This is a genomic window from Pseudomonas sp. GL-B-19, assembly GCF_019956415.1.
In the GTDB taxonomy this organism is placed as follows: Bacteria; Pseudomonadota; Gammaproteobacteria; order Pseudomonadales; family Pseudomonadaceae; genus Aquipseudomonas.
This window is the reverse complement of record NZ_JAHBDK010000037.1, coordinates 37044-51253: the sequence shown is the minus strand read 5'-3', so window position 1 is coordinate 51253 and position 14210 is coordinate 37044. Positions and strand designations below refer to the sequence as shown.

Below are 14210 nucleotides of genomic sequence, written 5' to 3'. Positions count from 1 at the left end.
TCAGGAAGGCATGGCAGACTTTGTTCACTGAAACAGAGCCCCGGCAATCCTCTCACTCAGGTCTGCATACAGACATTAAATGGTTACATCATCGAGCTCGCCGCCTCTAGATGACTCACCAACCACTCACTAAAACTCCGCGCATTGTTCTCGCTGTCACGATGGGTCAGTAACGCCCAGTTCGGTCCGCGAATGGTGTGTTCCACCAAGGGTTGCAACAACCCGTTGGTGCACGCCTGCCGACTCAGTAACTGGCTGGCCAGCGCAATTCCGAGCCCCGCGCAGGCAGCGTCCAGCAGCAGGCCGGGATCGGAGAAGTTCAGCCCCTGATCTTTCTGGCCAACGTCGATACCGGCTTCTACCGCCCAATGACTCCAGTCCATTTCCCGCTCGCCGTGCAGGGTGGTGCGCTGTTCGCTCGGCAGCGCCAACTGACTTGGGTGACCCGCCGGAAAGAGGCGGTCGGCGTGCAGCACTTTGAAGCTGCATTCAGCCTGTGAACTGATGTCGTCGCGCACCGCAATATCGATCGTCTGGGTGGTCATGTCCGGGACTTCATCGGTGCTGTAAATCCACAGATCCACCTCTGGATGTTGGCGGCGAAAATCCCCCAGGCGTGGCAACAGCCAGTGACGGGCGAACGCCGGTGTGGTGTTGAGCACCAGTTGATTGGGTTTCTGGTATTGCCCGAGACGGCGTATGCCGACGGCCAGTTGTTGCAGCAGCGCCTGGGTAGTGCTGAGCAGGTCGTGGCCGGCGTCGGTCAGACTGACGCTGCGGCCGCTGCGAAAGAACAGGGGTTGTTCAAGGTACGCCTCAAGGCTGCGGATCTGCTGACTGATGGCTGACTGGGTGAGATGCAACTCGTCGGCTGCCTTGTGAAAACTGCCCAAACGGGCGGCGGCTTCGAAGCCGCGAAGGGTGCCAAGTGGGGGCCAGTGTTTGAGCATTGATAAGTACTCCTAATCACTTTTACGCAAAATCCATCGTTTGTTCGCCCGTTTTGGCCGCCGTAGCATGCATGCCAAGACCGCCAAGGCAGTTTTCATTGAACACAATGGCTTAACTAAAAGGGTTTTTTACCATGCAGCAGGTCAAGCAGCAGAACGAAATTCAAAACAGTGGATGGTGGATGCCGGCCGAGTGGGTTCGGCACGCCGCGACCTGGATGGTTTGGCCGCACAACCAGGCGCTCTGGGAGGCGGGTTGGGGCGTCACACTGTCGCTGGTGCAAGAGGATTTCGCGCGTGTGGCCAACGCCATTGCCCGTTTCGAACCGGTAAAAATGGTCGTCGATCCGTCTGCTGTCGCCAGTGCCAAAGCCTTGTGCGGCCCCAACATCGAGCTGATCCCGTTAGCGGTGAACGACAGTTGGTGCCGCGACTCCGGCCCAAGTTTCGTCTGCCATCCGCAACAAGGCCTGGCCGGTGTGAGCTGGCGCTTCAACGCGTGGGGCGGCAAGTCGGCGCATGATCTGGACGAAAGCCTGGCGCGCCGTGCACTCAATCATCTGGGCTTGCAGTGTTTTGGCACACCGCTGAGCAACGAAGGCGGCGCCATCCATGTCGACGGCGAGGGCACGCTGATCACCACCGAGTCGGTGCTGCTCAACTCCAATCGCAACCCGGGCATGAGCAAATCGGAGATGGAAGAGATCTTCACCCGTTTGCTGGGCGTGAAGAAGACCATCTGGCTGCCGGGTGATCCGGACTATGTGACCGGTGACATGACCGACGGCCATGTCGATGGCGTGTGTGCGTTTGCGCGTCCGGGAGTGTTGTTGGTCGACGCCACCCACGACCAAGGCTCGGTGTATGCCGAAGTGGTGCGCGAGAACCGTCGTGCCATGGAGCTGGCCACCGATGCCCACGGGCGCACCTTCGAGATGATCGAGTTGTACGAAGCCACCGATGCTGTCGACACCGACGCCGAAGTGTTCTGCGCCTCCTACACCAATTTCTACATCGCCAACGGCGCCATTATCATGCCGGCCTACGGCATTGATGCCGACGATGTTGCGGCGCAAGTGCTGCGCCAGGCGTTCCCCGGACGTGAAGTGGTGCCAGTGCGGATCAATCATCTGGCCCATGGCGGCGGCGGGGTGCATTGCATTACCCAGCAGCAACCGGCGTGGCCGGTGGAGGGTTGATCTCATGACACTTCTGACGATTGCCACCACGCAAATGCCGTGCACCTGGGACTTGCCACACAACCTCGATCAGGCCGAACAGTTGGTACGTGACGCGGCGGCCGAGGGCGCCCAGGTCATCCTGCTGCAAGAGCTGTTTGCCACGCCGTACTTTTGCATCGAGCAAAACCACAAGCATTTGGCGCTGGCTGAAGAGTTTCGCGACAGCCATGTGCTCAAGCGCTTCGCCGCGCTGGCCAGGGAGTTGGGCGTTGTGTTGCCACTGAGCTGGTTCGAAAAGGCCGGAAACGCGTATTTCAACTCCTTGAGCGTGGCCGATGCAGACGGGCGTCTGTTGGGCGTGTATCGCAAGACGCACATCCCCAACGCCATCGGATACCAGGAAAAGGAATACTTCAGCCCCGGCGATACCGGTTTTCGGGTTTGGGACACCGCGTTCGGGCGTATCGGCGTGGGGATCTGCTGGGATCAGTGGTTCCCCGAAACCGCCCGCTGCCTGGCGTTGATGGGCGCTGAAGTCTTGCTGTTTCCCACGGCCATCGGCTCTGAACCTGGCTGCGCGGCGCTGGACTCACGGGACCACTGGCAAATGACCATGCGCGGCCATGCGGCGGCCAACATCCTGCCGGTTGTGGCTGCCAACCGCATCGGCCGCGAGGTGGCAACTACCGATCCCGAACTGCAAATGAGCTTCTACGGTTCGTCTTTTATCTGTAACCACAAAGGCAAGTTGCTGGCCGAAGCCGACCGCGACAGCACCGGCGTGTTGGTACACACCCTGGACCTCGCTGCCATGCGCGAAGAACGTTTGAGCTGGGGCATTTATCGCGATCGCCGTCCGGACATGTACGGAGCGCTGTTGAGCCAGGATGGCCGTCACCTGAATTCTCGCTGGAACACTCAAGGGGTTTGACATGCACATTGCCAACAAACACTTGCTCGGCGCCTTGGGCCTGGCTGCCCTGTACTGCGCGATACCGTCGCTGCACGCTGAGGAGAAAACCCTGCGGCTGTACAACTGGGCCGATTATTTTGCCGAGAACACGCTCAGCCAGTTCACCGCTGAAACCGGGATCAAAGTGATCTACGACGTCATGGACGGCAGCGAAACCCTGGAAGCCAAGATGCTCGCCGGCGGCAGCGGTTACGACTTGATCTTTCCCGGTGACACGGTCGCCGAGCGCTTGATGCGCGCCGGCAGCCTGCAACCGCTGGACCAGTCAAAACTCACTGCGATGGATGACGTCGAACCCGGTTTGCAGAAGCTGCGTTCGCACTATGAGCATTCGAGCAAGGCCACCGTTCCCTACACCTGGGGCACCATCGGCCTGACCTACAATGCCGAGCAGATCAAACAGCGCATGCCGGACGCGCCGGTCAACAGCCTGGACATGCTGTTCAAACCGGAACTGGCCGCGCGGTTTGCCGATTGCGGGATCTCAATGATCGATTCGCCGGACGAAGTGCTGGCGGTGGTGCTCAACTATCTGGGCAAGGATCCACGCAGCGCCAAACCCGTGGACCTCGCCGCTGCCAGTGACCTGCTGATGAAACTGCGGCCGTACATTCGCAAGTTCCAGTCGCAACCTGTGACTGATCTGGTCAATGGCAACCTGTGCCTGTCCCTCGGCTACAGCGGCGACATGACGCAAGCGCAACGGACGTCGGACACCGCCAGCAAGAAAACCACGTTCCAGTACCGCGTTCCCCGTGAAGGCACCACGGTGTGGATGGACACCATGGCGATTCCGGTCGACGCCAAACATCCGGAGTACGCCTATGCGTTCATCAACTTCGTCATGCGGCCGCAGAACATGGCGGCCATCAGCAACTTCACCGGTTACCCGACCTCCAACGCCAAGGCGCGGCCGAGTGTCGATGTGGCCATGCGCAATAACCCGGACATCTACCTCGACGACGCCACGTATGCACGGCTGATTCCGGGCAAGGATATTCCCCAATCCGATATGCGCGCGCGGATGCGCACCTGGACCAAGTTCAAGACCGCCACTGCTCAGTGACGTTCGGCCGGCACCCCGGTGCCGGCCTTCACCTTTTCAGCAACAACGAACAGCTATCCAAGGATTCACACATGTCGACGCGTCGCGAGTTCATCAAACAAGTCTCCGTGATCGCCGGTCTGGGCGCCGCAGCGTCCATGGGGTGGGTACACGCCGCCACCCGGCGCCCATGGTTCATGCCGGATGAAGGCGATAAACATCAACGGGCTTTCATCGCTTTCGGCGCACAGGATGCGATCTGGGAGGACTTCACCGCCGATGTGCAAGAGGCCGTTGGCCTGATCGCGCGCACCATCGCCCACTATGAACCGGTCACCGTGTTCTGCCGCAGCAACGAACGGAGCCTGGCCGAAGAGCTATGCGGTACGGCCAACATCACCTACGTCACCACCCAGCTCGACGATATCTGGATGCGTGACATCGGCGCCAACTTCGTCATCGACGGGGATGGCGGGTTGGGCGCCGTAGACTTCAACTTCAACGGCTGGGGCAACAAACAGCAGCACGCCAAGGACGCGAAACTGGCCGCCTTGGTTGCCGAAAACGCAGGCGCCAGTTACCTGCGCAGCGAACTGGTGGGCGAGGGCGGTGGTATCGAAGTGGATGGTCACGGCACCGGGATCATGACCGAAAGCAGCTGGATCAACAGCAATCGCAACCCGGACTGGAGCAAGGCAGACGTCGAGCAAGAGCTGAAGGAACGCCTGGGCTTGCGCAAAATCATTTGGCTACCGGGCATCAAAGGCAAAGACATCACCGACGCCCATGTCGATTTCTATGCGCGTTTCGTCAAGCCTGGCGTGGTGATCGCCAACCTCGACAACGACCCCGAGTCCTATGACCGCAAAGTCACGCTGGCCCACCTGGAAATTCTGAAAAACGCCATGGACGCCGATGGACGCAAGCTGCGAGTGCATACCGTGTCGCCGCCGCTGAACCCGCGCAAAAGCAAATTCAACCAAAACAACCCGGACTTCGCGGCCGGTTACATCAACTACTTCGTGATCAACGGGGCGGTCATTGCCCCGCAGTTCGGTGACAAAGCGGCCGATTCCAAGGCCTTCGACCTGTTGTCCGCGCTCTACCCGGACCGTGAAGTGGTGCAGCTCAACATCGATGCCATCTCGGCCGGTGGTGGCGGCATCCACTGCGTGACCAGCCACCAGCCACGGGTTTAATCCGGAGTCGCGCCCGTTGTATCTAAACTTGATTAATGTTAAGTGGCTGTTTTAGAACAAAAATATGTTCTATGGGGGCTTCCCATGCGAACGGAAAGTTGATAAATTTCCGCCCGTTCGTAGCAACTGCTACAGGGGCGTCGCCAAGCGGTAAGGCAGCAGGTTTTGATCCTGCCATGCGTTGGTTCAAATCCAGCCGCCCCTGCCATATTCTGTATAAAAAAGCGCCAGCACCTTACCGGTCTGGCGTTTTTTTATGCCCCTCACTTTCTCTCCAGGCGACATGCCTCAGAGTTCAACGGACTTCGCGCCCTGAACTTGTTGATCCGCATGGTAAGACGAGCGCACCAGCGGGCCGGACGCGACGTTCTTGAATCCCATGCGCAAGCCTTCCTCGGCAAACCATGCAAACACATCCGGGTGCACGAAACGCTGGACCGGCAAGTGGCTGCGCGACGGTTGCAGATACTGGCCGAGCGTGAGCATGTCGACGTCGTGCTCACGCATCCGCTGCATGACCTCGATCACTTCTTCGTCGGTTTCGCCAAGGCCCAGCATCAGTCCGGATTTGGTCGGTACGGACGGGACTAACACCTTGAACTTCTGTAACAGGTCCAGTGACCACTCAAAATCCGAACCTGGCCGTGCCGCTTTATACAAGCGTGGCACGGTCTCCAGATTGTGGTTGAACACATCCGGTGGTTCAGTCGCGGTGATCGCCAGCGCAACGTCCATGCGCCCCCGGTAATCCGGAACCAGGGTTTCCAGTTGCACGCCCGGCGACAGCTTGCGAATTTCCCGCAGGCAATCGACAAAGTGTTGGGCGCCGCCGTCACGCAGATCGTCGCGGTCCACGGACGTGATCACCACGTACTTCAAGCGCAGATCGGCGATGGCCACCGCGAGGTTCATCGGCTCATCGGCGTCCAGCGGTTTTGGCCGACCGTGGCCGACATCGCAGAACGGGCAACGGCGGGTGCAAATGTCCCCCATGATCATGAAGGTCGCCGTGCCCCCGGAAAAACACTCACCGAGGTTCGGGCACGAGGCTTCTTCACAGACACTGTGCAGCTTGTGTTTGCGCAGTAGCTGCTTGATCCGGTCGACCTCGGGAGAGATCGGTATGCGCACCCGGATCCAGTCGGGTTTGCGTAGGAACTCATCGGTCGGAATGATCTTGACCGGAATCCGCGCTACCTTTTCAGCACCGCGCAGTTTGACGCCGACTTGCATTTTGGCCGGGGTGGTGCTGGTTGATTCCACAATTGGGTTCATGTGAGTTTTCTTTTGTTCGAAGGCAGAGACGAGTCCAACACACAGTCCAATGTGGGAGCGAGCCTGCTCGCGAAGGCGGTGAATCATTCAACATTGATGTCGACTGACACTCCGCCATCGCGAGCAGGCTCGCTCCCACAGGGGTTTGGTGGTGCTTGATCAGTCGCGGTAGACCGGGAAGTCACTGCACATTGCAGCGGCTTTTTGGGCGATTTGCGCCTCAATATCGGCATCACCGAGGTGATCAAGCAGGTCGCAGATCCAGCCTGCCAGCTCGATACTCTGCGCTTCCTTGAAACCACGGCTGGTGATCGCTGGCGTGCCGATGCGCAGGCCCGAGGTCACGAACGGCGATTGCGGGTCATTGGGTACGGCGTTCTTGTTCACCGTGATCCCGGCTCGACCGAGGGCGGCGTCGGCGTCTTTGCCGGTCAGGCCCTGACGAATCAGGCTGACCAGGAACAAGTGGTTGTCGGTGCCGCCGGACACAACGTCGAATCCACGGTCGATAAACACCTTGGCCATCGCCTGGGCATTGCGGATCACCTGGGCCTGATAGGTTTTGAAACCTGGCTCCAGCGCCTCCTTGAAGCACACCGCTTTGGCGGCGATCACATGCATCAACGGGCCGCCCTGACCACCGGGGAATACCGCCGCGTTGAGTTTTTTCTCCAGCTCCGGATTGGCCTTGGCCAGGATCAAGCCACCACGCGGACCGCGCAAGGTTTTGTGGGTGGTCGTGGTGACGACGTCGGCGAATGGAATCGGGTTGGGGTACAGACCGGTCGCCACCAACCCTGCAACGTGGGCCATGTCGACGAACAGGTAAGCACCTACCTTGTCGGCAATCGCACGGAAACGTGGAAAGTCCAACGTCTTCGAATAAGCGGAGAACCCGGCAATGATCATCTTCGGCTGATGCTCGACCGCCAGGCGTTCGACCTCGTCGTAATCAATCAGGCCAGTGGTGGTGTCGATGCCGTATTGCACGGCGTTGTAGAGCTTGCCGGAAAAACTGACTTTGGCGCCGTGGGTCAAGTGCCCGCCATGGGCCAGGCTCATGCCCAGCACGGTGTCGCCGGCTTGCAGGAGCGCAAGGAACACCGCGGCGTTGGCCTGGCTGCCAGAGTGCGGCTGCACGTTGGCGTAATCGGCACCGAACAATTGTTTGGCCCGATCAATCGCCAGTTGCTCGACCACGTCAACGTGTTCGCAACCGCCGTAATAGCGCTTGCCCGGATAGCCTTCGGCGTACTTGTTAGTCAGGCCGCTGCCTTGCGCTTCCATCACCCGTTGGCTGGTGTAGTTCTCCGAAGCGATCAGTTCGATGTGGTGCTCTTGCCGTGCGTCTTCGGCGTTCATCGCCGCCAGCAGTTCGTCGTCGTAGCCTTTGATCTGGTCGTGTTTGCTGAACATGGTGGTGTCCTGTGTGGATGACGGGAAGGTGTTGAGGGGCATCAAGCGTCGGCCGATTCCTGGGTCAAACGCGCGTAGGCGTGTTGATCCAGCAGGTGGTTAATGGCCTCGACGTCGGCCGGTTTGAAGCGAAAGAACCAGCCTTCACCCAAGGGATCTTCGTTGACCAGTTCGGGGGCCGTTTCCAGCGTCGCGTTGACCTCGACCACTTCACCGTCCAGCGGCATGCCAATGTTGCTGGCCGCTTTCACCGACTCCAGCACCGCCGCTTCATCACCGGCGCCGAACGTCCCCAACTCGGGCACTTGCACGAACACCACATCGCCCAACGCCTGCTGGGCATACGGTGTGATGCCAACGGTGACGAGGCCGTCCTGCTCAAGCCTCAGCCATTCGTGATCGACGGTAAAACGCAATTCACTCATAACAGCTCCTCATTGTTCAGACCCATCCGCTGCTGGTGGCGGATGACGTTTACAGGCTCGTGCGAGGCAGCGAGCGTGGTTGGGAGAGTGATAGCAAGGGCGGTGCCAATGTGAGTTAGTTGTTTTAAATCAATGAGTTGATATGTTTTTGTGAGAGGCGAAGGTTGCTTTCTGTATTGAATTCAATACAGGCAAAAGGAAGGAGGGCAGCTGGGCAGGAAAACACGGGGTTGTGGTTGGTTGTCTTGAATTCGATACGCTGTAGCGATTTGCAAACACTCACTTCAGCCACAACACAAATCACCTGTAGGAGCTGGCTTGCCGGCGAATGCGGTGTGTCAGTCGCTAAAACATTGCCTGATACGACGCTTTCGCTGGCAAGCCAGCTCCTACAGGGGATTTGTGTTGTTTGAGGGATCAGGGCTTGGCGGGAATTCCATATTTGCGCAGACGAATGGCGATGGCACTGTGCGACGTTTGCAGGCGCGCAGCGAGCAAGCGGCTGGAGGGATAGCTGCGATAGAGCTGCTCCAGCAGATGCTTTTCAAACCCTTCAACGGCCTCTTCAAGGCTGCCCACTTCACCATCGTTTTGCCGCTCCACCGCCGTTCTGGCGATGTCCAGATCGTCAATGTCCACCAGCGGGTTTTCGCAAATCGCCGCCGCGCGGAAAATAACGTTTTGCAGCTGGCGAACATTGCCCGGCCAGCGGTTGCCGAGCAGGGCGGCAAAGGTGCTCGGCGCCAAACGGCACACCGGGCGCTGGATCTGCGCGCAGGCCTGTTGCATGAAGTGATTGGCCATCAACAGGATGTCGTGGCCGCGTTCGCGCAGCGGCGGTACTTGCAGGTTGAGCACATTGAGGCGGTAGAACAGGTCTTCGCGAAAGTGGCCTTCGCTGACCATTTTTTCCAGGTCACGGTGGGTCGCGCTCAGCACCCGAACGTTGACCTTGACCTCGCGATCACCACCAACCCTGCGAAAGCAGCCGTCGCTCAAAAAGCGCAGTAACTTGGCTTGTAGGTAGGGCGACATCTCACCGACTTCGTCGAGGAACACCGTGCCCTGATCGGCCAGTTCCAGCAGGCCGAGTTTGCCGCCACGCTGGGCGCCGGTGAAGGCGCCGGCGGCGTAGCCGAACAGTTCACTTTCGGCGAGGCTTTCCGGCAGTGCCGCGCAGTTCAAGGCGAGAAAGGGCGAATCATGCCGTGCACTGATCGCGTGGCAGGCGCGGGCGACCAGCTCTTTGCCGGTGCCGGTTTCGCCCTGGATCAACAACGGCGCGTCGAGCGTGGCGACGCGTTGGGCGCGGGCCTTGAGCGTGCGAATCGCCGGGGACTCACCCAGCAGCGCATCGAACCCTTCGGCATGGTCATGGTGCAGCGCCGACAGGCGTTCGCCGATGCGGTTTGGCTGATACAGGGTCAGCAGGGCGCCGGCGCCGGTGATCGGCATGGCGTCCAGCAACAACGTCTGACCGCCCAGGCTGACCTCGTGCATTGGCAGGCGAAAACCGTGTTCGATCAACGTGTGTTGCAAGGAAGGATCATCAAACAGTGTCGTCAGCGATTCACCGGCCGGTTCGCGACCACAGAGGGCGATCAACGCCGGGTTGGCCAGCAGCACATAACCGCGGTCATCCACGGCCAATACCGCGTCGGTGCTGGCAGCCAACAAGGCATCGAGCTGCAAGCTTCGGCGTTGCCCCGGAAGGATGTCGACCATCGTCACCGCTTGCACGCCCTCCACGCCGAGAAAGGCCTCGCGCAACTCTTCCAGCACCTCGGCGCCGAGGGTCGGCGCGTCGATGTAAACGTTTGGTGGCACCATCTCGACGGCGTCCAGATTGAACCGGCGCCCACCGAGCAGGGCCAGTACTTCCTGAGTGATGCCGACGCGGTCGATGAAGGTGACGTGGATGCGCATAACGGGCCTGCAAGGGTGGTGAACGGGGTGGCTGCGTCAATGAGTATGCCGGGCGCTGCTCGGGTGTGGCGAGCGGATATCAGCCTTTGGCGGTTTTACGCGAGCTGGCCGCCAGGTCCTCAAGGAAGGCCTGGAGGATCGGCGGTGGTGCTGTTCCGCGTCGGGTAATCACGTCGAACGGCGACACCAACTGCAGACTGTTCGGCGCCAGTTGGTGCATCTCCCCAGTCTTGATCCACTGGTTGGCGAAGTGCGCTGGCAGGAACCCCAGGTAGGCACCGGAGATCAACAAAATGGCCAGGGCCTCGATGTTGTCCACGGTCGCCGCCGCTTTGCTGACACCCAAATGTTCGAGGTCGTATTGCTGCATGTAGCCGCGCACGACAATGCGGCTTGCGGCAATTTCTTCGAGCAGTTCGTCACCTTCGGCCTTGTTGCCATACAACGGATGCCGACGCCCGCAATACAAGCCCAAGGCTTCTTGGTACAGCGGGGTATGCAGCAACCCCGGCACATGGATCGGGAAGTGCCCAATGGCCAGGTGCAGTCGGCCGTCTAGCACCCGTTCTTCCAGTTCCGCGGGGGTGCCGACGTACACGTTGAGGTGCACGTCATGCCCGCGGGACACGAAGCGTTGAGTGGTGCGCGGCAGCGGTGAATCGGGGTCGGTGATGGTGGTGTCGATGATCCCCAGGTTGAGCTTGCCGCTGATGTGCTGTTTGAGCACGTCGGCGTCCATGCAGAAGTTCTCCACCGCCGAGAGCAGGCGCTGCGTCGCTTCATGAATCGCCACGCCTTGTTCGGTCAGGCGAAAGCCGCTGCGCCCACGCTGGCAAAGTTTGACCCCGAGTCGGGTTTCCAGATGAGTCATCTGTTCGCTGATCGTCGACTGGCCGGCATTCAACGCCGCCTGCGCGGCGCTAAAGCCTCCGCACCTGACAATCGTGGCAAACACCCTGAGCAACTTCAGATCGACATCGTGCAGCTGAATCACCTTGGACCTCCTGCGTGTGGATGCATCGGAAATGCCGATATGAGTATCTGATGTTTAGCATTTTTTCCACGAAAACCTGCGCCCATAGTCATTCCAACGGCGGTCGCCTTGCAGTCCGCTCAGCCGATAACAAAAAGTGGAGAGGCTTGAAATGTCCAATAACGGTTATGAATCCGGTCGCCTGAACCTGCCATTCGTAGGTCATTGCACCTTTGGCAAATCCCCGGTGTGCACCGATTGGGATGCACTGGATGCCGACGTCGCGGTGCTGGGCGTTCCCAACGACATGGGTACCCAGTGGCGCTCCGGCGCACGCTTCGGACCACGCGGGATTCGCGAAGCATCGACGCTGTTCTCCTTCGGCCACGCCGGCGCCTATGACCACGAAGACGACGTGATGTACCTGACCGCCGCCGACGTGCGCATGGTCGATGTTGGTGACGCCGACATCGTGCACACCGACATGGTCACCAGTAACGAAAACACCGAATACGCCGTGCGCAAGATCCTCGATGCCGGCGTCATGCCCGTGGTACTCGGCGGCGACCACTCGGTGCACGCGCCGGTGATCAAGGCCTTCGAGGGCCGTGGCCCGATTCACATTATCCACTTCGATGCGCACCTGGACTTCGTCGACGAACGCCACGGCGTGCGCTACGGCCATGGCAACCCGCTGCGTCGCGCTTCGGAAATGAACCACATTGTCGGCATGACCCAGATGGGCATTCGCAACGTCTCGTCCTCCAACCGCGATGACTACGAAGCGGCCCATGCTGCCGGCTCGAAAATCCTTTCGGTGCGTGATGTCCGCCGTCTCGGCGTCGAGGGTGTGCTGGCGCTGATCCCGCAAAACATCAACTACTACATCACTATAGACATCGACGGTTTCGACCCGTCCATCGCCCCCGGCACCGGCACTCCAAGCCACGGTGGCTTCCTTTACTACGAAGTGCTGGAAATCATCCAGGCCCTGGCCAAGCGCAGCAAAGGCAACATCGTCGGTATGGACCTGGTAGAGGTTGCACCGGTGTATGACCCGAGCGGCATGACCTCGATTCTGGCGGCGCAACTGCTGCTCAACAGCATTGGGTTCATCTTCCATGAGCGGGCTCAGGCGCGGCAAGCCGTGAACGAGACCACCACGGCTACGGCGTGAACTGACCGCCGCACAGAGGGCATGAAAATGGACACGATTGTTAAGCAGTACCTGCAAAAATTCGGTGTATCCGAAGCGACCCAGACCTTCCTCAGCAAGGTCCAGAAAATGTTCATCGGTGGCGCCTTTGTCGAGGCCAGCGACGGACAGACTTCCGACGTCATCGAACCGTCGACCGAGGGCCTGATCACGCGCATTCCGATGGGCACCACCGAGGACCTGGACCGCGCCGTGCAAGCCGCTCGCGCACAATTCGACGGTGGCGCCTGGAGTCAGGCCAAACCGGCCGAACGCGAGCGACTGATGCAGCGCCTGGCGGACCTGGTTGAACAGAACGCCGCAGAACTGGCAGAAATCGAATCGATCGACATGGGCAAGTCCGCAGCGTTTGCCAGGGACGTCGATATCCAGGGCACGGTCGATACCTTGCGTTATTTCGCCGGTTGGGCAACCAAGCTGCACGGGCGCACCGTCGAGCCTTCGCTGCCGGGCAATTACCTGGCCTATACACGCAAGGAAGCGGTGGGTGTGGTCGGCGCTATCGTGCCGTGGAACTTCCCGCTGCAAACCATGGCCTGGAAGCTCGGCGCTGCCTTGGCCACCGGTTGCACCGTGGTGGTCAAACCCGCTGAACTGACCTCGCTGTCGGCCCTGCGTTTTGCCGAATTGGTGAAGGAAGCCGGGATTCCCGACGGTGTGATCAACATCGTCTCCGGACGCGGCAGTGTGGTCGGCGCAGCCATGGCCACGCACCCTGGCATCGACAAACTGACCTTCACCGGATCGACCCCGGTAGGCCGTACCGTCGGGCGCGCGGCGCTGGACGAAATGAAGCGACTTACCCTGGAACTCGGAGGAAAATCACCGGTAATCGTGTTGGCTGATGCGGACATTCCAGCGGCTGCACAAGCGATCGCCAACGGCGTATTTTTCAACTCGGGGCAGGTATGCGATGCCGGTACACGCGCCTATGTTCATCGCAGCGTCTACGACGAATTCCTGCGCGAACTGATCGCCTACACCCGTACATTGAAAATGGCTCCGGGCCTGGATCCTGACTGTTTCATTGGCCCACTCGTGTCGGCACTGCAAAAGCAGCGTGTGACCGAGTACATCGAAACCGGCAAGCAGGAAGGCGCCGAACTGGTATACGGCGGCCAGCCTGTCGATGGTCCTGGCTTCTTCGTCGAGCCGACTATCTTCGCCCATTGCCGCAACGACATGCGCATTGTCCAGGAAGAGATCTTTGGTCCGGTGCTGGTCACCGCACCGTTCGACGATGAGGAAGAGGCGCTGGCCCTGGCCAATGACTCGGTGTACGGCTTGGCTGCCGCGCTGTATTCCAATGACCTGGGCAAGGTGCACAGCCTGATTCCACGGTTGAAGGCCGGTTCGGTCTACGTCAACGCCCATGGCACCCTCGATCCGTCGATGCCGTTCGGTGGCTACAAACAGTCCGGTTTCGGCAAGGACCTGGGTGCCGAGCAGCTCGATTACCTGCTCGAAACCAAAGCTGTCTGGATCACGCTTCCCTGAGTCATGGCTGACTCAAACCCCTGTAGGAGCGAGCCTGCTCGCGAAAGCGATGTGACATACAGCATGGATGTCGACTGACACACCGCCATCGCGAGCAGGCTCACTCCCACAGGGGGCGTCGTTCACCCAAAAGA

At 59.9% G+C, this 14210-nt stretch carries 12 protein-coding genes and 1 tRNA gene; 7 read left to right on the top strand and 6 right to left on the bottom strand.

Features of this window, described 5'->3' with window-relative positions; all coding sequences use genetic code 11:
- Positions 1-83: 83 nt before the first annotated feature.
- The gene (locus tag KGB06_RS16025; protein ID WP_223517359.1) at positions 84-950 is read right to left on the bottom strand and encodes a LysR family transcriptional regulator; all 867 of its coding nucleotides are present in this window, start codon (positions 948-950) and stop codon (positions 84-86) included.
- A gap of 134 nt (positions 951-1084) precedes the next feature.
- Here KGB06_RS16025 and KGB06_RS16020 point away from each other — a divergent pair, with 134 nt between their 5' ends.
- From KGB06_RS16020 to KGB06_RS16000, 5 genes are all read left to right on the top strand, one after another.
- Positions 1085-2149 carry an agmatine/peptidylarginine deiminase gene (locus KGB06_RS16020; protein ID WP_223517357.1) on the top strand — a complete coding sequence of 355 codons (1065 nt, stop codon included), beginning with the start codon at positions 1085-1087 and terminating at the stop codon, positions 2147-2149.
- A gap of 4 nt (positions 2150-2153) precedes the next feature.
- Positions 2154-3062 (top strand): N-carbamoylputrescine amidase, encoded by a 909-nt coding sequence (gene aguB, locus KGB06_RS16015; RefSeq protein ID WP_223517356.1) that lies wholly within the window; start codon positions 2154-2156, stop codon positions 3060-3062.
- Position 3063: 1 nt separating this feature from the next.
- The gene (locus KGB06_RS16010) at positions 3064-4170 is read left to right on the top strand and encodes an extracellular solute-binding protein (protein ID WP_223517354.1); all 1107 of its coding nucleotides are present in this window, start codon (positions 3064-3066) and stop codon (positions 4168-4170) included.
- Positions 4171-4241: 71 nt separating this feature from the next.
- Positions 4242-5348: an agmatine/peptidylarginine deiminase gene (locus KGB06_RS16005; protein WP_223517352.1), complete on the top strand. Its 1107-nt coding sequence runs from the start codon at positions 4242-4244 to the stop codon at positions 5346-5348.
- A gap of 133 nt (positions 5349-5481) precedes the next feature.
- A tRNA-Gln gene (locus KGB06_RS16000) sits at positions 5482-5556 on the top strand.
- An 80-nt stretch (positions 5557-5636) separates the two neighbouring features.
- Here the strand turns inward: KGB06_RS16000 and lipA are convergent.
- The 5 genes from lipA to KGB06_RS15975 all read right to left on the bottom strand — a co-directional run bounded on the left by lipA (position 5637) and on the right by KGB06_RS15975 (position 11384).
- Positions 5637-6623, bottom strand: a complete 987-nt coding sequence (lipA, locus tag KGB06_RS15995; protein WP_223517350.1) for a lipoyl synthase — start codon at positions 6621-6623, stop codon at positions 5637-5639.
- A gap of 159 nt (positions 6624-6782) precedes the next feature.
- Positions 6783-8039, bottom strand: a complete 1257-nt coding sequence (glyA, locus tag KGB06_RS15990) for a serine hydroxymethyltransferase (protein ID WP_223517348.1) — start codon at positions 8037-8039, stop codon at positions 6783-6785.
- Between the two features lie 41 nt (positions 8040-8080).
- Complete coding sequence (gcvH, locus tag KGB06_RS15985; protein WP_223517346.1) at positions 8081-8464, bottom strand: glycine cleavage system protein GcvH; 384 nt, start codon at positions 8462-8464, stop codon at positions 8081-8083.
- Positions 8465-8881: 417 nt separating this feature from the next.
- The gene (locus tag KGB06_RS15980; protein ID WP_223517344.1) at positions 8882-10390 is read right to left on the bottom strand and encodes a sigma-54-dependent transcriptional regulator; all 1509 of its coding nucleotides are present in this window, start codon (positions 10388-10390) and stop codon (positions 8882-8884) included.
- 79 nt (positions 10391-10469) lie between these two features.
- Complete coding sequence (locus tag KGB06_RS15975; protein WP_223517342.1) at positions 10470-11384, bottom strand: LysR family transcriptional regulator; 915 nt, start codon at positions 11382-11384, stop codon at positions 10470-10472.
- A 151-nt stretch (positions 11385-11535) separates the two neighbouring features.
- On the opposite strand from KGB06_RS15975, the gene speB reads away from it, so the two are divergent.
- Positions 11536-12540, top strand: a complete 1005-nt coding sequence (gene speB, locus KGB06_RS15970; RefSeq protein ID WP_223517340.1) for an agmatinase — start codon at positions 11536-11538, stop codon at positions 12538-12540.
- A 27-nt stretch (positions 12541-12567) separates the two neighbouring features.
- Positions 12568-14076, top strand: a complete 1509-nt coding sequence (locus KGB06_RS15965) for an aldehyde dehydrogenase family protein (RefSeq protein WP_223517338.1) — start codon at positions 12568-12570, stop codon at positions 14074-14076.
- The last annotated feature ends 134 nt before the right edge of the window (positions 14077-14210 follow it).

What these genes read in the sequence shown, in the direction of transcription:
- KGB06_RS16025 (WP_223517359.1), bottom strand. Translation starts at nt 950, where the DNA reads ATGCTCAAACACTGGCCCCCACTTGGCACCCTTCGCGGCTTCGAAGCC.
- KGB06_RS16020 (WP_223517357.1), top strand. Translation starts at nt 1,085, where the DNA reads ATGCAGCAGGTCAAGCAGCAGAACGAAATTCAAAACAGTGGATGGTGG.
- aguB (WP_223517356.1), top strand. Translation starts at nt 2,154, where the DNA reads ATGACACTTCTGACGATTGCCACCACGCAAATGCCGTGCACCTGGGAC.
- KGB06_RS16010 (WP_223517354.1), top strand. Translation starts at nt 3,064, where the DNA reads ATGCACATTGCCAACAAACACTTGCTCGGCGCCTTGGGCCTGGCTGCC.
- KGB06_RS16005 (WP_223517352.1), top strand. Translation starts at nt 4,242, where the DNA reads ATGTCGACGCGTCGCGAGTTCATCAAACAAGTCTCCGTGATCGCCGGT.
- lipA (WP_223517350.1), bottom strand. Translation starts at nt 6,623, where the DNA reads ATGAACCCAATTGTGGAATCAACCAGCACCACCCCGGCCAAAATGCAA.
- glyA (WP_223517348.1), bottom strand. Translation starts at nt 8,039, where the DNA reads ATGTTCAGCAAACACGACCAGATCAAAGGCTACGACGACGAACTGCTG.
- gcvH (WP_223517346.1), bottom strand. Translation starts at nt 8,464, where the DNA reads ATGAGTGAATTGCGTTTTACCGTCGATCACGAATGGCTGAGGCTTGAG.
- KGB06_RS15980 (WP_223517344.1), bottom strand. Translation starts at nt 10,390, where the DNA reads ATGCGCATCCACGTCACCTTCATCGACCGCGTCGGCATCACTCAGGAA.
- speB (WP_223517340.1), top strand. Translation starts at nt 11,536, where the DNA reads ATGTCCAATAACGGTTATGAATCCGGTCGCCTGAACCTGCCATTCGTA.
- KGB06_RS15965 (WP_223517338.1), top strand. Translation starts at nt 12,568, where the DNA reads ATGGACACGATTGTTAAGCAGTACCTGCAAAAATTCGGTGTATCCGAA.